This window comes from Paenibacillus sp. BC26, assembly GCF_900116125.1.
Taxonomy (GTDB): Bacteria; Bacillota; Bacilli; order Paenibacillales; family Paenibacillaceae; genus Paenibacillus_Z; species Paenibacillus_Z lignilyticus.
Window position 1 is genome coordinate 2,503,834 of the sequence record NZ_FPAD01000001.1, and the last position, 20,712, is coordinate 2,524,545.

The window sequence follows — 20,712 nt, forward strand, 5'->3', positions numbered from 1 at the left end:
CCAATTGGCTCTCTGGGAAGCTACTCGAGTAGCTATCCGAATAGCTTTGAGCGAACACCATATCGCGTTTCACACTATTACGCCGTTCAACCTAGCTAGGTGTTTGCTTTATCTTGCTGCACACTCTTTCTTGCTTCCACTCTATCTAGTTGCACTCACTTTCTCGCTTTGCTGCTTGCTCTAACATGCCTATGACTCTTCCGTCTAACCGTTCATTGTTCCGTGCTACTCGTTCGTACTGCTGATATTTCACCTATTCGCGTTCAATCCGCCTTCTCTTGCACCTCTCGAAATTCTAACGAATCCAGGAAGCCTTATTTGGCCCAAATGGGGGCATTTCAAATTCTAACGAATCCTACAGGTCTTATTCAGCCGATTTTTCATGCCCAACTGCCATTTTTGGCTGAATAGCGTCTCTACGATTCGTTAGAATTTCCGAGAGGCCATTTTCATCGAAATAAGCCTTGTACGATTCGTTAGAATTTTCCGATGCTACATTTGCCGACTGCACAGCAGTCTCGCACACTCACCTCATGATAAAGAAAAGATGGCCCCCTCATCTTAAAAGGAGCCATCTGCTTTCCAATCTTCTCTAACATCCAATCATTTGCTCGCCGTATCTTCAATCCAGCCTTGACGCTTCGTAACCAGCCCGGCGCGTACGGCTTCGGCTTTGGAATATTCCGACTCGAGCTGTTTGACTACTTGGCGAACGTTATGAAGGGCATTCAAGGTTTGTTCCTGCGAATCTTTGATACGACCTTGGACAATCCAATCCGCAATCAAGCCGTCAAACCAATAGTCGGCCATCTTCAGCGTTCCGCTAATATCTATGACGATATTGATGGTGCGGTTGAGATCATCCAACTCATCACGGAAGTTGAGTAATTGATGATTCGCTTGATGGATGTATCCTTTGGCATCATCAACATGGCTATGCTTGATATGGGTACTGATGACTCCGCCGCCGCCCCACAAATCCCAGTTGCCCCAATTTTCCGCTTTATCCAAACTTTCTGATGCGTCCTCCAGCGAAGCCATGACCCGTTTACCAGCCGTAACGGCTTCTTTAATTTCTTTCACGAAGAGCGTCTGTTCTGCAATTTGCTCTTCCATCTTTCTCAGCTCTTCAGAGCCGAAGCTTCCGCTGCGCAGCGCCGCTTCCTTTGCCTTCATTAGTTCCTGATACTCGTATTCCGCATTGCTGAATGACGCAAGTGCATCACCAATTCGCTTCAGTTCTTCCTGCGTGTCGGCTAATCGCTGCTTCTCTTCCTGCAGCTTCAGCGCGGCTTGCAGCGCTTGCTGTCGTTCCATTTCAAGCTGTTCATCCTTGCTGCGAAGGATCGTATGAAAAATAGTAGTCAATGTCAAACCCGTCAAACGATCAACATCCGCTTGCTCCGATTCAAGCTGCACTTCAAATTGGATAATGAGACGTTCCTGCGAATGGAGTCTCTTCATCAGCTCTTCTCTTTTGCGCTGCGACTTTTGAAGATGGTACATCCGTTCCTTCGCTTCAAGCAATTGACGATTCAAGTCTTCTGACATGGGATCTCCTCACTTCATCGTTTTTTCTTTGTATTGGCGAATGGCTTCCTCAAGGAGCTCGACGTCTTCTCTCCCTAATCGGATCGTTACATACCTCCTAGCCCTGGGTGTCTGCCTTCCCGTCAAGTAACTTATCCAGGAATTCAGCCACTCCGTTGTTATCATTACTTTCGATTACACTAGTTGCCATTTCTCTTAATATCGGATGCCCATTGGCCACGGCGTATTTCTCATCCGCCAATTCAAACATCGAAACATCATTTAGTTGATCGCCGAAGCAAACGAGTCGATCAGCACCGACTATTTGCTTAACGATTTCGATCCCTGTTCTCTTCGTCGCCTTCGCATTCGTCAATTCCAGCCAATAGTATTTCGAATAAATATCCTCTGAATAGTGGCAGACAAGCGCTGGCATTTCTTTGCCAAAATAGTCATTCATCGCATCCAACTCTGCTTTGGCAGCAATAACATTAATCGAGATGATATCCTCATGCGCCACCATCGCAAAATCACTCACTCGTGTGAATCGTTGATCACCGCTAGCTACTCGCCTGCCGATATAATCTTCCTCGCCTCCGTTCGTGATGCCTTTGTAATAAACTTTGCTCTCGCCCTGCGCATTAACGGCGTAGACGATTGGAGATAGATGATTTTCCGCATACTTGGCAACAATGTGCGCAGCGATGTCATTGGCAAGGTAATTCGATACGATATTTACTCGCCTTACAGGATCGTATATAAAGACGCCATTAAAGAGAACAATCGGAAGCGTTAGATGCAATGGAGCAATGATTTTCTCAGCAGAGTCGATGGACCTGGCAGTTGCAATCGAGAAATGATGTCCTGCCGCGATCAGACGATTCACGACGCCAATCGTGTAGTCGCTTAATGTCTGATTCGAATTCAGCAAGGTTCCATCTAAGTCGGACATGAACAAGTTCAGTACCTTCAACTCCAATCTTCCAATCGGCAGCATCGCCAATGATTTCCCATACGTTCAACCGACTCCGGAAGTTTCACCCCATCTAGGTCAAATACATCTGTGGCATGATGAACCGCCGCACTTTCAACCCTTCCGTCAGGTCAAAATCAGCGACTTGTTTCGTACGATACTCAGCTAGAATACGCATCAGAATGCGGCTAATCAACATACAATCCCCTGCGGCATCATGACGTTTAATATCGGTATCGTCAATCCCATAATAGGCGATCAAATAATCCGTTGAGAACACATCATCCAATTCCGGATGAATGGCAGCAAACAATGCTTTTGTATCGATTACGGCTTGCTCCACATAAGGAACATCATGCAAGTGACAATGCTTCTTCAGCATGGGGATATCATACTCATATCCGGCCTGGCTAACGAGCACAGCATCCCCGCAGAACGCAATAAAGCGTCGGTAAACCTCCGAATAAGATGGCGCGTCCACCAAGCTTTCATTCGAAATACCGGTTAGCTGCCGAACGGCCTCCGGAATGGGTTTGGAAGAATTCACCAAGGATGTAAACGTATCCAATACCCGGCCATTTTGATATAAAATAGCGCCGAACTGCGTAATCGATTCCTGCTCTACGAGAATCCCTGTGCCTTCCAAATCAAAAATACAGTAGAGCCGATCAAATAGGTTGTCCACTCGAATGCCATCTACCAGATAAACTTCATTCGAAAGAAAAGTAATATTCATAGGCCGCTCCTCTGCGACGATCCAGCGATTCGTATTCCGAATCGTCAACGAATACCTCCATCACATCCTGTAAAATAATAACAGCTTTAGTTTACCATTATTAATTCAACCCTGGCTAGAACTCGCCTGCCAACGAACAAAAAACCCAATCCACAACCGGCATCTGCTCGGTATAGATTGGGTTGTATTCATCCGAAAGGATGATTTTCATTTGCGTTTATCTCGTTTTCGCTGCAGCTTCTGATATACAAAGATGTATCTGTCCAACTGCTGACTAACATAGACGACTCTCTCATCCGTGAGACTCCCGTGCTTACATGCCCGGTCATTCATTTCAAAACGTAATGATTCAATTTTCTCTTGCAAAAAAGATTCCATTGTACCATTCTCCGTTCTATGATTTAGTATGGGCATTGCAATGGCATCGGTTATATCTCTATCCTAACAAGGAAATTTTAGGAATATATTAGAAGTATATTAGATTTGAACATTTATTTTAGATATTTAATTGTTTTATAACCAAAAGAAAGCCACCCTTAGGAAGGGCGGCTCATTATTAACTCGATTATTCTATTTGCAAAGATTAATATTTCGTCAACCAATCGTCTGAACCAACCGGACATCGATCATAATATTTAAGTCCTTGACCTTGAATTTGCGGGTTACCGGTTGCATTATAACAGGAGACGAACGTACGGCGATGGTAATCCGACAGGTTCGGAGCGGAAGAATGAAGCAGATTGCTGTGAAAGAACAGCGCTGAGCCCGGGGCCATCTCACAATGAACCAGCTCAAACATGGACTGTACATGCTGGATTCGATTCACATCGGCACCGGTTTGCCCGCCTACTTTCCCGTGTTCCAGACGGCCGAGCAAATGCGAGCCGCGAAGTACCTGCAAGCAGCCATTCTCCTTGGTCGCCGTATCAAGAGCAATAAAGACGCTGATCATATTCGGATAAATAAATCCTTGATCGTACCAATAGCCATAATCTTGATGCCACTCCCATGCCCCGCCTGAACGGGCCTCCTTCAACATAACTTTGCCATGAAAGAAAGCAGCATCCTCACCCAGCAAAGTACTTACATTGTTCACCAGTCGCGGACAGGTAGAGACGGCTGACCACATGTCCGGCCCCAGCTCAAACCATATCGCCAGTTTGGCTTTCAACCCCGATTGATCGTCGTTACTATACGTGGATCCCGCTACTCGTTCTCCTCCTTCAATTTCTCGAATCATGAGATCAATTTCCTCGCGGTCAAACAAATTGTTCACCAGTACATAGCCGTTTCTATGATATTGAGCCAACTCTTCTTGGGTCATAATCATGCCAAAACCTCCTCTATTACTCTATTTGATTATCATTTATTCATATTCATTTGTACTAATAATTAATGCCTTCATAATAAATTACGCTCTCCGCTGAATATGGGATGCGCGACATAGAATGTGTAGGCTGTAACGCAGTAAGACCTTGGGTTTTCTCCAAAGAAATCAAACGAAATCATAATTTTACGGTATCGCGACTGCCCATGTCATTCACTAAGATTAAGTTGCATCACTATTCCTAGTTATTGGGGTGAATGAGTTGACGAATAAGCCAAATACCTATGAAGAAACACTTGCTCATGTATCTACATATTCAAATCCAACTGAGCTTCGCATCACGGATATCCGTTTTACCGACATTGTTGGCGGGCCGTTCCATAGCAGCTTGATTAAAGTGTATACCAATCAAGGTCTGGTTGGTTTCGGAGAAGTGCGCGACGGAGCGGACAAAGTCTACGCCCAAATGGCCAAGGGCAGGCTGCTGGGCGAAAATCCATGCAACATCGACAAGCTGTTCCGCCGGATCAAGCAGTTCGGTGGACATTCCCGTCAAGGCGGCGGCGTTAGCGGGCTTGAAATCGCGCTTTGGGATCTGGCAGGCAAAGCGTATGGTGTGCCGATCTATCAGATGCTTGGCGGTAAGTTTCGAGACAAGATCCGGATGTATTGCGATACGGACGTCAGTGGCAAAAATACGGGTAACGCGATGGGACTTGCATTAAAGAAACGGATGGATGAAGGCTTTACCTTCCTCAAAATGGACCTGGGCATCGGGCAGCTCATGGATCAACCCGGTACGTTGAGCGCTCCTCTCGGTTTTATTGATGAAATGATAGACAAGTCCAGAAGACGATACAAGCTCCAAGCCGCCGGTCTGACAGCGGAAGAAGTTTGCGACATTCGAAATCGTCATTATGATATTCACAATATCGCGCATCCTTTCACCGGCATACATGTGACGGACAAAGGCTTGGATGTGCTGGAGCAATACGTGGCGGATGTGCGAGCGGTAATCGGGTACGAAGTCCCGCTTGCGATTGATCATTTCGGTCATATTGGTCTCGAGGATTGCATTAAACTTGGCAAACGCGTAGAGAAATTCAATCTGGCCTGGATGGAAGATATGATTCCTTGGCAGTATACGGAGCAATATGCGAGATTGGCACGCGCGGTGACAACGCCAATCTGTACCGGCGAAGATATTTATTTGAAGGAAAATTTCAAGCCCCTTCTCGAAGCCGGCGGCGTCTCCGTCATCCATCCTGACGTCCTGACAACGGGCGGCATTCTGGAAACCAAGAAGATCGGCGATATGGCGCAGGATTACGGCGTTGCTATGGCGATTCATATGGCGGAAAGCCCGATCGCATGCTTGGCAGCCGCTCATGTTGCCGCAGCAACCGAGAACTTCCTCGCACTTGAATATCACTCCTGCGAAGTGGAGTGGTGGGATGATATTGTAATCGGCAGCAAGCTTCCGAGTAAGCTGGTCCAGAACGGGTTTATAACGTTAACCGATGCGCCTGGGCTAGGTATCGATGATTTGAATGATGAGGTGCTTAAACAGCATCTGCATCCTGAGATTCCCGGACTTTGGGAATCGACAGATCAGTGGAATAAATACTATTCCAATGACCGGCTGTGGAGCTAAATACAAATACAAATAAAATACAGTCCGCCGATCATGCACATGAACGGCGGACTGTGTTTTTGCGTTACCCTGCCGAAGCAGCTTCCATTAACCCATTAATATAACCGATCCCGTAAAGTCTGCCGAGCAGCTCATAGCCAGGATTCTCATTCGTTTCACCGGCCATGGTCGGTACATGGTCAGGTCTTGCGGGTCCGGTAAAACCAACTTCATAATAGGTCTTCATCGCTTCGAGCATGTTGGTCTTGCCATTATCATGAAACGTTTCTTCAAATTTCTCCGGTGTACCCAACACATCGCGGAAATGGACGAAGAATAGCTTATCTTGCTCGGCAAATTGGCGGATCACGCTCGGAATATCCTCCCCTGCCGTGGCCAACGTCCCCTGGCACAGCGTGATGCCATTGTATGCGCTGGGAACCAGATCAATCGCACGCTGCAGTGCTGCCGCGCTGCGAAGAATGCGAGAGACGCCGCGAATCGGAGTTATCGGCGGATCATCCGGATGAAGCGCCAGTCTTACTTTGGCCTCCTCCGCAACGGGAACAATGCGTTCCATGAAGTAGTGGAGATTCTCCCAGAGTTGCTCTTCCGTCACTATACCCGCATCCGTAAGCGGAGCGTCCTTCATCAGGCTATGATCGTAGCTCGAAACGAGCGCCCCTCCTCGTGCCTTGGTCGTAGTAGAGGTGCGAAACCAGTTAAACTGTGCCATAAAATTGTAGCAGAGTACCGGAATGCCGGCTGCGCCCATGTTGAGAATGAACTTCTGGAAAGTCTCGATTTCTTCGTCGCGTCCCTGAGTACCGAGCTTAATATGATTGCTCGGAGGCATGGATTCAATGACTTGCAGTGATAGGCCGTGATCGGCATACCGCTGCTTCATCCGAATAAGCGGCATGAGGTCCCAAGCCTTCTCGGTTTTCTCTTCCCAAGGAAGGCCGCCGACCGCGTAGTTCACGTTCATTTGCTTCGCAAGCTCCCACAGCTGCGAGGGCTGCGATGAGAAAAATTCAGCTAGTTTCATAGACGTAGTCTCCTCTATTTCGGAATCCAGGTCCGAAATTATGATTTCGAAGCGGCTTTGGCCGCTAGATCCATACCCATTTTGTTGATCTTGTCATATGCATCTTCAATGGATTGCTGACCGTACGAGACAGCCTCCATTTCCTTCTTATACGTATCTACCCACTCCGAGAAGCCCGCAGCCGCCGAATAGAACGGCAATGCCTTCTCTACCGAAAGGTCATAGATTTCTTTGCCCAGCTTGTCCTTCTGCTCCAGAGTCGGCTCAAGAACCTTGTAAATCTCCGGGTTAATCGGAATCCCGCGTGTCAGTCCCAGCGCATTGCCGGCCTCTTTGTCCGAAATGAACCATTGTACAAATTTCTTGGCTTCATCCTTATGCTTGGAATTCGCACTGACGCTCAGGAAGATCGTAGATTGTGCCCAGCCGCCTCCCGAAGGACCGATCGGCATGTTGACGACGCCTACTTTACCCGGCATCAGCTGCTCTAGCGCGCTTACTGAACCGGTCGTCGCGCCGCGTGTCATGAGCACGCCGGATGCCATCGGATCTGCCTGCGGATCATTTTCGAGGAAAGCGGCTGCTTGTTCCGCCGGCGGTACGATTTTGGTTTTACGGAATTCTTCGTACGTCTTGTAGTAAGTCATAAACAACTCTTTATCGAGCGTAAACTTCTTCCCCTCATCGGCCATGACCGGCTCCTTGCCCATAGAGGTTTGATAGAAATTATAGGAATCCCATGTTCCCGAATCCCCAATCGGATATTTGCCCTCCGGCAGCTTCGCCTTTGCATCCCTAGCCCATTGGAAAAACTCGTCGTACGTCCAGTTCTGCTTCGGCAGCGCGATCCCGTATTTCGTCAGCTCCTCTTTGTTGAATGCAATTCCGGCTGCGTTCTGGCTAAGAGGGATTCCGTACAATTTCCCATCGATTTTCAAATTATCAATGACCTTCGGATCCACGATGCCGCTTAAATCGATATCGGACAAATCCTCCAGCTGTCCTCTTGCTACATACTCTTGCAGGAACGCGGCATCCATTTGCAGCACATCTGTAATCGATTTGGAAGCTGCAAGCGTAGGAAGCTTCTGCCAGTAGGCATCCCAGGCCATGAATTCCGGTTTAAACGTCACGCCGGCATGCTGCTTGGTTGTAAATCGCCAGCGCGTTCTTCGTTGCTTCATGCCGCGCATCCGGCCCCCACCACATAATGCTTAACTGGGTCGCCTCATTGTTATCCTTCGTAGATTCATTATTTGCTCCGGTCTCGGTCCCTGCCGCGTTATTGCCGTTCGAGTTGCCGTTGCCGCCTCCGCTGCTGCATGCTGCTACCGTAAGTGTCAATGCCAAACTCAATAACAGTAAACTAGCTGATCTCTTTCCCATACTTCCAATCTCCTCTCATGGTTTCCTAGTGATGGACTACCCTTTCAAACCGGTCGTGGAAATGCCTTCCACAAAGTACTTCTGGGCAAACAGGAAGATGATCACGGATGGCATGATAGACAGGAAGGACATGGCCAGCAATTGTCCCCACTGGATGTCAAACTGGTCGATAAACATCCGAAGCGCCAGACCGACGGTAAACTTGTCGATAGAGCTGATATACAGCACCTGCGCAAAGAAATCATCCCAGCTCCAGATGAAGGTGAAGATCGCGACTGTCACGAGTGCGGGCTTGATTAGCGGCAGAATAATGCGGAAGAAGATGCCGTACACCGAGCTGCCGTCTATCTTGGCCGCCTCGTCCAGATCACGCGGGATGCCGCGGATAAATTGAACGAGCAGGAAGATGAAGAAGGCTCCGCCTCCGAAGAAATGCGGCAGTACGAGCGGAATATAGCTGTCCACCCAGCCCAGCTTATTGAAGAGAATATATTGCGGCACCACGGTAACCTGGCCGGGCAGCATCATGGTAAGCAGCAGAATCGAGAACCAGAAGCCGCGAAGCTTGAATTGAAGTCTTCCGAAGCCGTAGGCTACCAGCGCCGCGGTCAGCACACCACCCGTTACGTTGCCAAGCTCCATGAGCAGCGTGTTGCCGAAGAAGTGGGCGAAGCTGTAGTCGGCAGAGAAATGCCAGCCCTTGCTGTAATTCTCCCACATGGGAATGGATGGCCAAATCGTGGGTAATCGCAGCTCTTCCGCTTTCTTCAAGGAAGCGCCGATCCACCAGATAACCGGATAAAGCATTAGCAGCGAGAATACGGAGAGAAACAGATGATTGGAGAGCTTGAACCGAATCGTAGTCATTTGGCCTTCCCTCCGTCCGACTCGTAGAATACCCAATAACGCGAAGCAAAGAAATTGAGTGCGGTCAAGACCGCGACGATGACCAGCAGAATCCATGCCAGTGCGGAAGCATAGCCCATTTGGTAATGTTTAAAAGCCTTTTCGTACAGGAATAACGCGTACATATAGGTTGAATTGATCGGACCGCCTTTAGTGATGATGAACGCCGAGGTAAAGGTTTGAAAGGATCCGATGACCCCAAGCACGAGGTTAAAGAACATGACCGGCGAGAGCATCGGCAAGGTAATGCTGACGAATTTGCGGAAACGGCCTGCGCCGTCTACCGATGCGGACTCGTAAAGTTCCTGGGGGATTTGCTTGAGTCCTGCCAAAAATATGACCATCGTTGATCCGAATTGCCACGTGTTAAGCAGAATCAGTGTCCCAAGCGAGGTGTCGGGATTCGTAATCCAGCCTAAGCCTTGGATACCGAACCAAGACAGCACTTGATTGACGTAGCCTTCCAGGCCGAACATATTGCGCCAAAGTGCAGCTACCGCAATGCTTCCGCCAATCAAGGAAGGAAAATAAATCGCCGTTCGGTAGAGATTCATACCTCGAACGTTCTTACTCAGCGCCATCGCAACCAACAGCGAGAAAAACAGCTTTAGCGGGACCGAGATCAGAACGAACATAAACGTTACGCTTAACGATTTGGTGAAGGTATCGTCATGGTTGAATATGTTGGCGTAATTGTCTGTTCCGGTCCAAACCGGGGCTTCCAATAAGGAATACTCCGTGAACGATAAGTAGAAGGATTGCGCGATCGGCCATAACGTAAGTAACAAAAATCCAATCAACCACGGGGCAATAAACAAATACCCGGCTACATTGGTTTCTTCCTTGGTTTTGCGCTTGCGTAAGGAAGCTGTTGTCGACTCCGTGCGTGGTGCTTGGGCTAACGTTTCAGTTGTCACCCCTGGATCTCCTCCTCTTGAAAAGCTGTAATCTTTTTGTAAGCTAGAGCTCGTCTTTACTCTAATAGAAAACGGTTACATGAGAGAAGGTGACAATTTTACGAAATGGTTGGATTTATTTAAAACGATTGCGGAATAGGTGAAATTATTATGGGTTCCGGAGGAAAAGCCTTAAAAAACTCACATCGACAATTGTCCCGTTGTCCCTAACAATAGACTTAAGATCGTTATTCATTCACTTAACCTGATGAAAGAGGTGCTCACAGTGAGATTCGATAATCCGGAAGATATTGTACAGCTCACCCCGCAATGGGAGGGGGAACGATTCCCGAACGGACGTCCTAAAGTTTCTGAGGATGTATTGCGACGCATGCGCAAAATTACATTGGAGGAAGCTTGGGGTCCTCTTTGGAATCATGGATATACCTTTCAATTTGAAGGTGACTTCAAAATCGTTCATCCCGACAAAATCATGGTTGGCCGGGCAGTGACCGCAGTCATGGTTCCTAAGCGTCCCGATCTGCATGAAACGCTCTTAAAACACGGTCATGAACAGGAAGGCCGCAAGGGCTTTTTCAACCAGTGGGTCATTGATTCCCTTGTGGAGGACGATGTAGTCGTTGTCGACATGTTCGACAAAGTTCATCTCGGTACGTATGTTGGCGGTAATTTGAGTACAGCCATATCTACCCGTACGAAACGCGGTGGCGCGGTCATCTGGGGCGGCATTCGCGATAATCAGCAAATCGTCGAAATCGACAATATCAATGTTTATTATCGGGGGAGCGACCCGACCGCCATCGCCGATGTCACGATGGTTGGGATGAATGTGCCTACCCGCATCGGGAAGGCCATATGTCTCCCCGGCGATATCGTGCTGGGCACGCCCGCAGGTGTAATTTTCATTCCTCCGCACCTTGCCGAGCTTACGGTTGTACAAGCGGAGAAATCTCAGGTTCGTGATATCTTCGGCTTCGTCCGTCTTAAGGAAGGCGTCTACTCCACTGCTCAAATCGATGCGGCTTGGAATGCTTCGCTCTGGAGTGACTTTGTCGGCTGGTTTGATAACGATCCGGCGGCAGCCGAATACCGCCATCTGACTTGGGAAGCAGAGCTGGAGAACGCTGCAAAATCAGACAACGGCGATAATAATCATGAGGTGCGATTGTAGCCTTCTACGATAAAAAAGGACTCCGGTAAGCGTTAGAAACGCTCTTCGGAGTCCTTCTCTATTGTCTAATTGGCGACAGTCTCTCGATACTCTGTCGGCGATAAGCCCACCTTCTTCTTGAAAATTTGACTAAAATAACGGGGATCTTGGTATCCAACCTGCTCAGCTACTTCATAATTCTTATAATGCGTGCTGACCAGCAGCTTCTTAGCCTTCTCGATCCGGATATCCGTCAAATGCTCGATAAAGGTTTTGCCGGTGTTGAGCTTAAATAGCAAACTTAAATAGGTCGGTGTCATATATACCTTCTGCGCGACGCTTTGCAGCGATAACGCCTGGTATTCCTGCTCCATGTGATGAATGGTTTTCTTGATAATGCTGCGGTGACTCTCTTTCTGATCATAGGACAGCACTTCTCTTACGCCGGATAGAAAATGGGAGACATATTGTTTAATTTCCTGCAAGGTTTGCATTTTGGCAATGGGCATAATTTCCAATTTATTGTAAGCGCTGTCATAATTGGCGGCTGTAAGCAGCTTCTTCTCCGTTCCAATTAATAAGCGAGCCGTCCATTCATACATCGCCTTACTATCTACCGGTCCTTGCTCAAGCATCGAGTGATAGAACGCTTCGACCGCCACCTCAATATCGGCATCGGAATCAGCAGTTTTCAAAGCTTCATGCAGTTCAATCTCCTTGTCCGCGGGATAATCACAACACTCCAAATACTCAGGAAGCTCACTGTAATAGAAGATATGGCCCACTCCACGATAAAACTTTTCTTGCAGGGCGAATGATGCTTGTTTATAGGATTGCTTAATATCATTTAACTGGCTGCAAGGGTTGCCTACTGCGATATTGATCTGCAGGTTGAACGCTCTGCTTAGCTTGGTTTGGATAGTTTCCAGTTCCGCCTTGGATACCCACGAGAATAATAAGCCAATTCGATTCTGATCATCCATAAACACGATAGTTCCGGTTTGACTGGGTATTTGTTGCTGCAAATAATCCCGCATTTCCTCGAGCAGCACTTTCTCCTGCTCCTCCAAGTTAGTCGAACATGGCTCAAGCAGTGCTAAAGCAGGATACGTGAAATAGGGATTCAAATTCAACCTAGATAAGCTTTCTTTCAAATTCGTACTCTTCGGCTTGAGACCTAAGACAAGATCTTGAATAAATCGGTCTCTCATCCACGTCAAAATGACATCATCCTTATACAGCAGCCCTTCGCTTAGCATTATCTCTCCCCTTTACGAATGGATGTTAACAAGGTATTGCCCCACTCCTACTTCTACTCAAGATTAATCATCTTATAAGCATGCATATGTTCTACAAATGCCGCCGCCGCCGCATCCGGATCGCCTGACTTTAACGCATCGATTAGAACAAGATGCCACTCGGCGAGTACCTCGGTCGTATGGTGACGATTGGATATCGCCATGAACCTCATCACTTTGGTGCGCATATGATTCCACAGCTCCAGAACAGCTTGATTATCGCAGCGTTTATAGAAGAAGGCGTGGAAATCCATGTCGAGCTCCAGAATGCGAAACATGTCCTGCTGCCGATTCGCCATTTCCATCTCTTCGATAATGTGATGCAGATAGTCATAGTCTTCTTCCGTTAGCAGCGGCATGGATTGACGGACGGCAAAACCTTCGATGATTTCGCGCAGCACGAAGATATCTCTTATTTCCTTCGCCGTAATCGAGGATACGACAGAGCCTTTGTTCGGAATACCGGAAATGAGCCCTTCTTGCTTCAAGCGTTCCAATGCTTCCCGTACAGGCGCTTGGCTGACTTGGAATTTACCCGCGATCTCCGTCACGATCAGACGAGCCCCGGGCTTAAGAACGCCTTCAAGAATCGCCTTCTTCAAATCGGCATAGATATGTTCGCTTATCGAGTTGATGGGGTAATCCGTATGTGGGCTGCGTATGATAGTCACTGCTCCTTTTTTACATTATCGATTATCGATTATCGATAATGTTGGATATAGCTCTATTATAGAGCTAGTCTCCGGAGGCGACAATCGCTATTTTTGTCAGATTTTGTAACCCCTAATCATGCTTGGAGTCTCCCCCCAATGGCCTATACTGCTTCAACGGATGTCCGATAACAAGAAAAACCGCCTACATCCACTTGGATGATAGGCGGTACCCTTCGGTGCCATCATGGAAACATCGTTAAATGAAAATAAACACTTTGTCGTCTTCTACTTTAACCTGGTACGACTGCAGATCCACACAAGCAGGAACGCGTACAGCTGCGCCGGTCGTAATATCGAAGCGACCGTTATGCTTCGGGCATTCCACTTGTTTCCCCATGACAAGTCCTTCAGACAGATGGTATTTCCCATGCGTGCAGAAACCGTCAGTCGCGTGGTAATCCCCTTTGTCTGAACGGTACACAGCGAAGGAACGATCATCCTGATCGAAGCGGATAACATCCTCTACTTCAATTTCATCAGCATCGCAAACTTCTACCCATACCTGGTTTGACACTATGCTTCACTCCTTGTTTGATAGTCCATATTCGGACCGTAGCGATAAGGAAGGGCTGTATCCGGCAACGGCTTAACGACGACATAAGAAGGATCGTCTTTCTGCTTGCGAAGCGCTCCGATAACTTCTTTCAGAGCTGCCCATAGGCTCGGGCGGGCTTCCGGACAATCGGACTTCATGACTTCATGTAGCTTAGGCAAGGCGTGGAACGGAACCATTGGGAACATGTGATGCTCCGTGTGGTAGTTCATGTTCCAATAAAGGAAACGGAATACCCGATTCATATAGATTGTCCGCGTATTCAAGCGATGATCCAACACATCTTCATACAGACCCAAATGCTGCGTAATCCCAAACGTAAGAACAAGCAAACCACCGTAGAATGAAGGAAGAATGATGAACATTGCCGGTAAAATACTGCCCATATAGATACATGCGGCAATAACAGCTAGGATAATCAGCATGTATACACGTGCTTCACGGTACACTTTATGGTGCTCGGAAGCCGGAATATATTCCTTCTCTTGCTCATCCAGCTTGCCGAATGTATGCAGCAGGAAGCTTTTGATTGCCAGCGGGCCGCCGTACAAGTGGAAAATTTGCATGTAGAGTATTTTCCAAACCGGCGGTCTTGCCGTAATGATCTCCGGATCGCGGCCAACGATGATCGTATCCGTATGGTGACGGGCATGACTCCAGCGCCATGGCGTTGCCGAGCGCAGTACGAAGAACGAAGCGATGTGATACACGACATCATTCATCCATGGTGTCTTAAATGCTGTACCGTGTCCGCATTCATGCCAGCGGGAATCCCCAGGCGTTGCGTAGAGCAGTCCGTACAGGAAGAATGCCGGAACGGCCCACCATGTGCCCCAAGATTGATAGGCAAGGAAACCAAGGATAATAAGTCCGCCAAACCAGATCAGCGTATCGCGAATCGCCGGACCATCCTTCCTCTTCATCAGTTCTTTCATCTTAGCACGCGGTATCGGGGTTTGATGCCATTCTGCGGAAGCAAGACCCTTCTCATCCGCACGTTTACTTTCGACGCCTTTCAGACTGTAGTCTCTGCGTTGCACGACAATTGCCATTATGACCGCCTCCTTCGTTTACTATATTCGTGCGCGGGCACGAAATACTCCAAAAAAGAAAGCCTTTAAAGGCTTTCGGGAATATAAATATGTGTCTCTGTATAATGATGCTCGGACTCCGGCTGCTTCCCGGCAAATACATGGTCGAACAGGATTCGCAGCGACAAGTACCCTTGCCTCTCCGGATTCTGTACAATCGTGAAATCAATAATCCGCTCACGAAGGCCCAGAATGGCCGGCGAGATTAGATCGTTACAGACAACTCGAAGTTGGCCTGCTCGGTTATGATGCTTGATAACGTCCACGCATGCACCTATATCGCCCGTAGCCATATAGATTCCGCCAAGATCGGGATTCGCATTCAGTGCGCAATCCAGCTGCATATACGTATCCGCATAGCGGTCGAAGCCTTCAATAACCTGAAGCACTTCCAGCTTATTTCCATGCTCCGCCAGTCCTTGCTTGAAGCCTTCGACCCTCGACCGGTGCGCATGGAATTTCAGGTTACCTGTGACGACTAAGACTTTGGCTTTCGCCTGCAGAACACGGTTCATCAATCCGGCTGCAACCATCCCGCTCTTGTGCAAATCCTGCCCGACAAAACAAATCCGTTTGCTGAGCTCCACGTCCGAGTTGAAGGTGACGATCGGTACTGCACGTTCCGCAGCATAATCAATGCTTGCTCGTATCAATTCATCGTCCATGACGGAGAACATAATACCGCTAACGCCTGCTTCGACAAGCTCACGGATGGCAGCTGCACCTTCCTCCGGACTCTTGTTGTCCACGAATCGATAGTCCAATCGGACGCCAAGATCCTTGAGCTCCTCTGCCGCAACGCTGATACCGTTACGAATCGCTTCAAAGAACTGAATTTCTTGCGGCGGCATCACTATGCCGAATACAAGAGGTTTCTTCTGATAAGCTAATGCTTTAGCTGCAATATTAGGCACATAATTTAATTCGGCAACAATGCTAAGAATCCGATCGCGCACTTCCGGTTTCACGCCGGGCCTGTCATTAAGCACCCGGTCAACGGTTCCTCGCGATACTCCTGCCTGCTTGGCAATTTCTCTAATGGTTACGGTCATAATTCGCTCCTATTGCCCAGGTGTGCTCGGGCACCTATTATTATAGAGCGAATGATTTATTCTCACAAGAGCCTTTATACGCCAACTGCTTTGAGTTTATTATCAAGGAACGTTTTCGCACGCGGAATGTCCTCTTCTTCCAAATGCTCGATGATGATCGGAATGTTCGGGTGAAGCTTAGCCAAACGCTCCAGATACAAATCGTAGTTCAAATTGCCAAGACCCGGAGCCGGAAGCTCGACAGCGCCTGCACCGCGGAACGAATGGGACTCAGAAGCGTCAATATTCGCATGCTTCTCCAACGTATCAACTGCACGCATGCAATCTTTGGCATGTGCGATTTTGACTTTGTCGCCAAGAGCATTGAAGATCTTGTTCAACGTTTCATCGATATGATCGATATTGTTGTCTGTGAAGTAGTTAGTCGGATCCATTAGCAGGCCAAGACCCGGATGATTCACATCTGAGAGCAAGCGCGACACTTGATCAACAGAGCCGATAACGTTGTTTACATAGTTCTCGATCAAGAAAACAGAGCCGTTGTCATACGCAAATTTAGCCAAGTCTTCAATTGTAGTTGCTACTTCTTCATAGGCTTCTTCAGTAGCGTTCTTCGGATCCCAAACCCAGTCACTTTCCGTATTGAAAGTACCTGTTTCACTAACTACGTACGGGCTGCCAAGGTCACGGGCAAATTCAAGAATTTTCTTCACGCCGTGGATGTTCTGTTTGCGTTTAACCGGATCCGGATGAATCAGGTTCGTGTACCCGGAGATACAGACGATTGGCAGATTCGCATCGCGGAATGCATCGCGAATCGTGCGGCATTTCTCTTTCGTCAAGGAATCAAAGGACAAATCCATATCTTTGAATGCCAAGTCCAGCTGCACGCAAGAGAAACCGTCTTTCTTCATTCTTGCGATCGATTCCTGAAGCGAATAGGGATAATAAGCGTTGAAAATACCGACTTGTAACATAATGATGACCTCCGCGTTTTATAGTTTGAATTGTTTGAGTTAAATTAGCTCCGACAGCTTCACAGTTCTGCCTTCGGCAATGGACTTGTAGCAAGCGTCAACCGCAGCCATGGTCTTCAAATTATCGCGTCCGCCGATTTCCGGCTCGCTGTTGGTTTCAACGGCACGCAGCAGCTGCGCCATTGTTCCTTGGAAAGCATCCGGGAACCATACGGAATCCCATTCCGGGCGAATCCATTCGTTTGGCTGCTGACGAGTCGTGAATGCCAGTGTGCTTGGCGAATGTTCCGGATAACGCGGCCAACCGATCGTTCCTGTAGCCATGCCATCCAAGCCTTCGACGCGCCACTTGATGTAAATATCTTTCTCTGTGCCTTCGCCCGGCCAAGCCCATACATCATCCAAGCTAGTCGCCATCAGCTCATCTGCATATTGGAAGGTGTATTGCGAGATACCATCGATATGAGAGAACTTCGTACGCGGATCTCTGCGCGTTACGGCTGTAATCTTCTCAGGGTCGCCGAACAGATAACGGAACGCATCAATATGATGGATACCCATGTTGAGAATTTCGATTTGCTCATATTGCTCCAGGAAGCCCTGCCAATGCGGAATCGCACGCATCTCGATCGTTGCTAGCACAGGCTGTCCCAAGTATCTGCCTTCAAGAATCGCTTTAAGCGCGCGGATGGACTGGTCATACCGCATGTTGGAGTTTACGGCGATTTTAATCCCCGCTGCCTCGCACAGCTCAACGATTTGATGCGCCTCCTGCGAATTCATCGCAAGCGGCTTCTGGCACAGAATGCCCTTGATATGCGGCTGCTTGACCGCTTCGCGAACGACATCCAGCTGGCGATCCGGCGGCAATGCGATATCGAGAATTTCGATTTCCGGATCGCGCACGAGCTCTTCCCACGTACGGTGAACCTTAGGGATGTTACGCAGCTCTGCTACAGCTTTCGCATTCTCATACGTACGGGACGCAATCGCAACCGGATTAAATCCGGCATCACGGTAAGCGACCAGGTGGCAATCCCGCATAATAAAGCCGGATCCGATACATCCTATCCGGTAATCCATCCGTTTCGGCATTTCAGGCCGAATGATGGTTTGAAAATCAAGCTGTTTCATCCTAGTGCCTCCTGTTTGAACTTGTTTAGGTATTCGATTCGATCCAAAGTGAAGTTGTTATCCTGCGCTCTTCTCCTGCTTTTATACCTTGTGCTCCGGTTAAGTCATGCTCGTACGGAAGATTGAATGCATCTGTTACATAGGTATAAGGCTCTATCGAGAACGCTTGATCCCAGTTCGGACGGAACAACAGCACGAATGGGAATTGCGCATCCAGTTGGTAGGCAATCGTATAACCCGCGTTCGGGAGAACAAGGCGATTGATGAAGTCCGACTCGGAATCAATCGTAAGCAGCGTGCATCCGAGCTCCGGATAGTCAGCCAGCTCGATTCCTTGTTGAATGGCTTCGCTCAGTTCGGTTATCGCCGGACGTCCCGTAACGAAAGATAAATTCGTTATCGGCCATTCTACTTTGGCAGGAACTTGCAGTGTAAGCTTGGGGTCGCTTTCATAAGGCAGCGAGAAGTAAGGATGCAATCCATAAGCGAATGGCGCTTCATCAGTGCCTTCATTCTTAATGCAGCTATCCATACTCAGCTTGCCGTCAAGCAGCCGGTATGTAATGGTGAACGTTAATAAATGAGGAAAATAATTCAGGATATCCGGGAGATCCTCGTACCGCAGTTGGCTTATCACCCATGCTCCCTGTTCGTCTGAGGCACCGCAATCAAGCACTTCCCATGCTCTGACGCTTAGTTCCCCATGCAAATGATAATCCGGCGGTTCATTGATTGGAAAATGGTACGTACGCTCTTGAAACGAAAAAGTACCCTTGTTAATCCGGTTCGGCGGAGACAAGACAGGTGTTCCATACTTCGAGCTGGCGAACTTCTCGTTCTTTAATGTCGCTAAACTTATGGAAGTCTTGATGACTTCGCGTCCATCAGTCGTAAAGCTATACAGATTGTTGCCCACTTCCGGCAGCAGCTCTGCGATACTTCCGCTTAATGAATCAGACAACTTAATAACGGTTAAGCCATCTTGCAAGAGCGTTTCAACTGCGTATCTGCTCATGTTCTCCCTCCGATGGTCCGCGGGGTCGCGTGTTTGTGTCCGGCACGGTGGGAACGGTTTCAACCTCGATGTGCTCGGGCACATTTGATTATATAACGAGTTTTCGATATGTACAACAACAATTTATTACCCTTCTCCTTCTTTACTTAAGCGAAAGAGAAGCTCAATGAATGAGCCCCTCTTCCTCATGTCGTCTATGAAAGCTTCGTGCCGAATAACGTCGATTTGCTGCGCATGCTATGGGCAAATTTCGTTCGCAGGTGCTGCATCCACTCCGGTTCATGATCCCATTTCTCCGCAACGGAGCGCATTAGACGCGCATAACTATATAAGTTTGCAAATCGTCTTAGCGCCGGTAATACCGATTCCAGATCCTCAGGTAACTCAAATGCCGTGCTATATCCCTCAAGAAAACAATGTTTCTTATGGTTATACAGCTCTTCCGAAATGCAATCCTGCAAGCTGTCCAGTGCTTGCTCGATATCCATGGCGTACCAATGATACATGGCGTCATCGAAATCAATCGCATAGCAGCGTTTCGCTTCTTGATCGTAGAACACATTGTCGTATTCGAAATCATAATGGATCAAGCCGTAGTTTCGTGAATGGACCGGTAAATCAGCGAAATGCTCACGCAGCAATTGGACCTCCGACCGAGCGGCTTCATTCGGGTTCTCTTTGATCTGATCGATCTGATCGACAATCCAATCCAGCACGTCGACGTGTGACCATCTTTTTGGTGCCCCGGGTTCGGGTTCATACTTACTCGATAAACGATGCAATTCACCCAATGCATGGCCGTGGCTGAAGACAATCTCATCCGTAAGGTCAGTCTGGTTAATCGCTGATCCCGGCACTCGCTCAAATGCGGAGGCATAATAGTCTCCCCAAGGCGTTCGAATTTCGGCGAGTTTCTCGCCATTGTTCGATTTCACAGCCACCAGCACGCCATGCCCATTCTCGTGCAAATACTTTATGAACGCCAACTCGGCTTCAATATTCGATTTGTTCTTCTCCTGAACGGGAGCAAATCTTAATAGCTGCGTCTTGCCACCCTTCCGAAACGGATAAATCGCATTCGAAGAAATCCGATAATACCGAAACATCTCCGTCGACTCCGGATCATAGCTCCAGTTCTTTACTATCATTTCAGCTAAGTTCTCATTATGGAATAAATAGTTCAGCTTCAACATATTCGTGTGACCTCCGCGTCTTATATCGATTTTTGCGCGCAAAAAGACCGCAAGGCATATTGCCTGCGGCCTCAATATTC

At 48.1% G+C, this 20,712-nt stretch carries 21 protein-coding genes; 2 read left to right on the plus strand and 19 right to left on the minus strand.

Annotation, left to right across the window (positions count from 1 at the left end):
* Positions 1–603: 603 nt before the first annotated feature.
* The 5 genes from BM412_RS10815 to BM412_RS10835 all read right to left on the minus strand — a co-directional run bounded on the left by BM412_RS10815 (position 604) and on the right by BM412_RS10835 (position 4,569).
* Positions 604–1,551: a hypothetical protein gene (locus BM412_RS10815; RefSeq protein ID WP_091217416.1), complete on the minus strand. Its 948-nt coding sequence runs from the start codon at positions 1,549–1,551 to the stop codon at positions 604–606.
* A 97-nt stretch (positions 1,552–1,648) separates the two neighbouring features.
* Positions 1,649–2,527, minus strand: a complete 879-nt coding sequence (locus BM412_RS10820; RefSeq protein ID WP_091217419.1) for an HAD family hydrolase — start codon at positions 2,525–2,527, stop codon at positions 1,649–1,651.
* 49 nt (positions 2,528–2,576) lie between these two features.
* Positions 2,577–3,287 (minus strand): 3'-5' exonuclease, encoded by a 711-nt coding sequence (locus BM412_RS10825; protein WP_091217420.1) that lies wholly within the window; start codon positions 3,285–3,287, stop codon positions 2,577–2,579.
* 159 nt (positions 3,288–3,446) lie between these two features.
* The gene (locus BM412_RS32880; protein ID WP_091217424.1) at positions 3,447–3,653 is read right to left on the minus strand and encodes a Spo0E family sporulation regulatory protein-aspartic acid phosphatase; all 207 of its coding nucleotides are present in this window, start codon (positions 3,651–3,653) and stop codon (positions 3,447–3,449) included.
* 169 nt (positions 3,654–3,822) lie between these two features.
* Complete coding sequence (locus BM412_RS10835) at positions 3,823–4,569, minus strand: phytanoyl-CoA dioxygenase family protein (RefSeq protein WP_091217427.1); 747 nt, start codon at positions 4,567–4,569, stop codon at positions 3,823–3,825.
* Between the two features lie 259 nt (positions 4,570–4,828).
* Between BM412_RS10835 and BM412_RS10840 the strand changes: the two genes are divergently transcribed.
* Positions 4,829–6,220, plus strand: a complete 1,392-nt coding sequence (locus BM412_RS10840; RefSeq protein ID WP_091217429.1) for a mandelate racemase/muconate lactonizing enzyme family protein — start codon at positions 4,829–4,831, stop codon at positions 6,218–6,220.
* Between the two features lie 64 nt (positions 6,221–6,284).
* Here BM412_RS10840 and BM412_RS10845 read toward each other — a convergent pair whose 3' ends face one another.
* Genes BM412_RS10845 through BM412_RS10860 form a run of 5 tightly spaced genes read right to left on the minus strand, consistent with a single transcriptional unit; the run spans position 6,285 to position 10,357 of the window.
* Positions 6,285–7,247, minus strand: a complete 963-nt coding sequence (locus BM412_RS10845; RefSeq protein WP_091217433.1) for a mannonate dehydratase — start codon at positions 7,245–7,247, stop codon at positions 6,285–6,287.
* A 38-nt stretch (positions 7,248–7,285) separates the two neighbouring features.
* Complete coding sequence (locus BM412_RS10850; RefSeq protein ID WP_256256238.1) at positions 7,286–8,431, minus strand: ABC transporter substrate-binding protein; 1,146 nt, start codon at positions 8,429–8,431, stop codon at positions 7,286–7,288.
* Positions 8,370–8,633 carry a hypothetical protein gene (locus BM412_RS32500; RefSeq protein ID WP_256256239.1) on the minus strand — a complete coding sequence of 88 codons (264 nt, stop codon included), beginning with the start codon at positions 8,631–8,633 and terminating at the stop codon, positions 8,370–8,372. Before BM412_RS32500 ends, BM412_RS10850 begins: the two co-directional genes overlap by 62 nt.
* A gap of 36 nt (positions 8,634–8,669) precedes the next feature.
* Positions 8,670–9,500: a carbohydrate ABC transporter permease gene (locus BM412_RS10855; protein ID WP_091217436.1), complete on the minus strand. Its 831-nt coding sequence runs from the start codon at positions 9,498–9,500 to the stop codon at positions 8,670–8,672.
* Entirely contained in the window at positions 9,497–10,357 is an 861-nt protein-coding gene (locus BM412_RS10860; RefSeq protein ID WP_240548102.1) for a carbohydrate ABC transporter permease, read from the minus strand. The genes BM412_RS10855 and BM412_RS10860 overlap by 4 nt, the downstream gene beginning before the upstream one ends.
* A 364-nt stretch (positions 10,358–10,721) precedes the next feature.
* Here BM412_RS10860 and BM412_RS10865 point away from each other — a divergent pair, with 364 nt between their 5' ends.
* Positions 10,722–11,627 carry an RraA family protein gene (locus tag BM412_RS10865; RefSeq protein ID WP_091217441.1) on the plus strand — a complete coding sequence of 302 codons (906 nt, stop codon included), beginning with the start codon at positions 10,722–10,724 and terminating at the stop codon, positions 11,625–11,627.
* A 65-nt stretch (positions 11,628–11,692) separates the two neighbouring features.
* Here the strand turns inward: BM412_RS10865 and BM412_RS10870 are convergent, their stop codons facing one another.
* From BM412_RS10870 to BM412_RS10910, 9 genes are all read right to left on the minus strand, one after another.
* Positions 11,693–12,865, minus strand: coding sequence for a helix-turn-helix domain-containing protein (locus tag BM412_RS10870; protein ID WP_091217443.1), 1,173 nt, complete (start codon positions 12,863–12,865; stop codon positions 11,693–11,695).
* Positions 12,866–12,918: 53 nt separating this feature from the next.
* Positions 12,919–13,575: a GntR family transcriptional regulator gene (locus BM412_RS10875; RefSeq protein WP_091217446.1), complete on the minus strand. Its 657-nt coding sequence runs from the start codon at positions 13,573–13,575 to the stop codon at positions 12,919–12,921.
* Between the two features lie 238 nt (positions 13,576–13,813).
* Positions 13,814–14,131: a Rieske 2Fe-2S domain-containing protein gene (locus tag BM412_RS10880; protein ID WP_091217449.1), complete on the minus strand. Its 318-nt coding sequence runs from the start codon at positions 14,129–14,131 to the stop codon at positions 13,814–13,816.
* Positions 14,131–15,222, minus strand: coding sequence for a fatty acid desaturase family protein (locus BM412_RS10885; RefSeq protein WP_091217452.1), 1,092 nt, complete (start codon positions 15,220–15,222; stop codon positions 14,131–14,133). The genes BM412_RS10880 and BM412_RS10885 overlap by 1 nt, the downstream gene beginning before the upstream one ends.
* A 65-nt stretch (positions 15,223–15,287) precedes the next feature.
* Positions 15,288–16,313 (minus strand): LacI family DNA-binding transcriptional regulator, encoded by a 1,026-nt coding sequence (locus BM412_RS10890; RefSeq protein WP_091217454.1) that lies wholly within the window; start codon positions 16,311–16,313, stop codon positions 15,288–15,290.
* Between the two features lie 74 nt (positions 16,314–16,387).
* A complete protein-coding gene (locus BM412_RS10895) occupies positions 16,388–17,290 on the minus strand; it encodes a sugar phosphate isomerase/epimerase family protein (protein WP_091217457.1) in 903 nt (300 codons plus the stop codon).
* A 39-nt stretch (positions 17,291–17,329) separates the two neighbouring features.
* A complete protein-coding gene (locus BM412_RS10900) occupies positions 17,330–18,424 on the minus strand; it encodes a Gfo/Idh/MocA family protein (RefSeq protein WP_091217460.1) in 1,095 nt (364 codons plus the stop codon).
* A gap of 25 nt (positions 18,425–18,449) precedes the next feature.
* Positions 18,450–19,439: an aldose 1-epimerase gene (locus BM412_RS10905; protein WP_091217462.1), complete on the minus strand. Its 990-nt coding sequence runs from the start codon at positions 19,437–19,439 to the stop codon at positions 18,450–18,452.
* 194 nt (positions 19,440–19,633) lie between these two features.
* Complete coding sequence (locus tag BM412_RS10910) at positions 19,634–20,632, minus strand: phosphotransferase enzyme family protein (protein WP_091217465.1); 999 nt, start codon at positions 20,630–20,632, stop codon at positions 19,634–19,636.
* Between the last annotated feature and the right edge of the window lie 80 nt (positions 20,633–20,712).

Excerpts from the sequence above, each read along its gene's own strand:
- BM412_RS10890 (WP_091217454.1), bottom strand. The coding sequence starts at position 16,313 with ATGACCGTAACCATTAGAGAAATTGCCAAGCAGGCAGGAGTATCGCGA.
- BM412_RS32500 (WP_256256239.1), bottom strand. The coding sequence starts at position 8,633 with ATGGGAAAGAGATCAGCTAGTTTACTGTTATTGAGTTTGGCATTGACA.
- BM412_RS10895 (WP_091217457.1), bottom strand. The coding sequence starts at position 17,290 with ATGTTACAAGTCGGTATTTTCAACGCTTATTATCCCTATTCGCTTCAG.
- BM412_RS10885 (WP_091217452.1), bottom strand. The coding sequence starts at position 15,222 with ATGGCAATTGTCGTGCAACGCAGAGACTACAGTCTGAAAGGCGTCGAA.
- BM412_RS10855 (WP_091217436.1), bottom strand. The coding sequence starts at position 9,500 with ATGACTACGATTCGGTTCAAGCTCTCCAATCATCTGTTTCTCTCCGTA.
- BM412_RS10835 (WP_091217427.1), bottom strand. The coding sequence starts at position 4,569 with ATGATTATGACCCAAGAAGAGTTGGCTCAATATCATAGAAACGGCTAT.
- BM412_RS10815 (WP_091217416.1), bottom strand. The coding sequence starts at position 1,551 with ATGTCAGAAGACTTGAATCGTCAATTGCTTGAAGCGAAGGAACGGATG.
- BM412_RS10870 (WP_091217443.1), bottom strand. The coding sequence starts at position 12,865 with ATGCTAAGCGAAGGGCTGCTGTATAAGGATGATGTCATTTTGACGTGG.
- BM412_RS10910 (WP_091217465.1), bottom strand. The coding sequence starts at position 20,632 with ATGTTGAAGCTGAACTATTTATTCCATAATGAGAACTTAGCTGAAATG.
- BM412_RS10850 (WP_256256238.1), bottom strand. The coding sequence starts at position 8,431 with ATGAAGCAACGAAGAACGCGCTGGCGATTTACAACCAAGCAGCATGCC.
- BM412_RS10900 (WP_091217460.1), bottom strand. The coding sequence starts at position 18,424 with ATGAAACAGCTTGATTTTCAAACCATCATTCGGCCTGAAATGCCGAAA.
- BM412_RS10845 (WP_091217433.1), bottom strand. The coding sequence starts at position 7,247 with ATGAAACTAGCTGAATTTTTCTCATCGCAGCCCTCGCAGCTGTGGGAG.
- BM412_RS10905 (WP_091217462.1), bottom strand. The coding sequence starts at position 19,439 with ATGAGCAGATACGCAGTTGAAACGCTCTTGCAAGATGGCTTAACCGTT.
- BM412_RS10820 (WP_091217419.1), bottom strand. The coding sequence starts at position 2,527 with ATGCTGCCGATTGGAAGATTGGAGTTGAAGGTACTGAACTTGTTCATG.
- BM412_RS32880 (WP_091217424.1), bottom strand. The coding sequence starts at position 3,653 with ATGCCCATACTAAATCATAGAACGGAGAATGGTACAATGGAATCTTTT.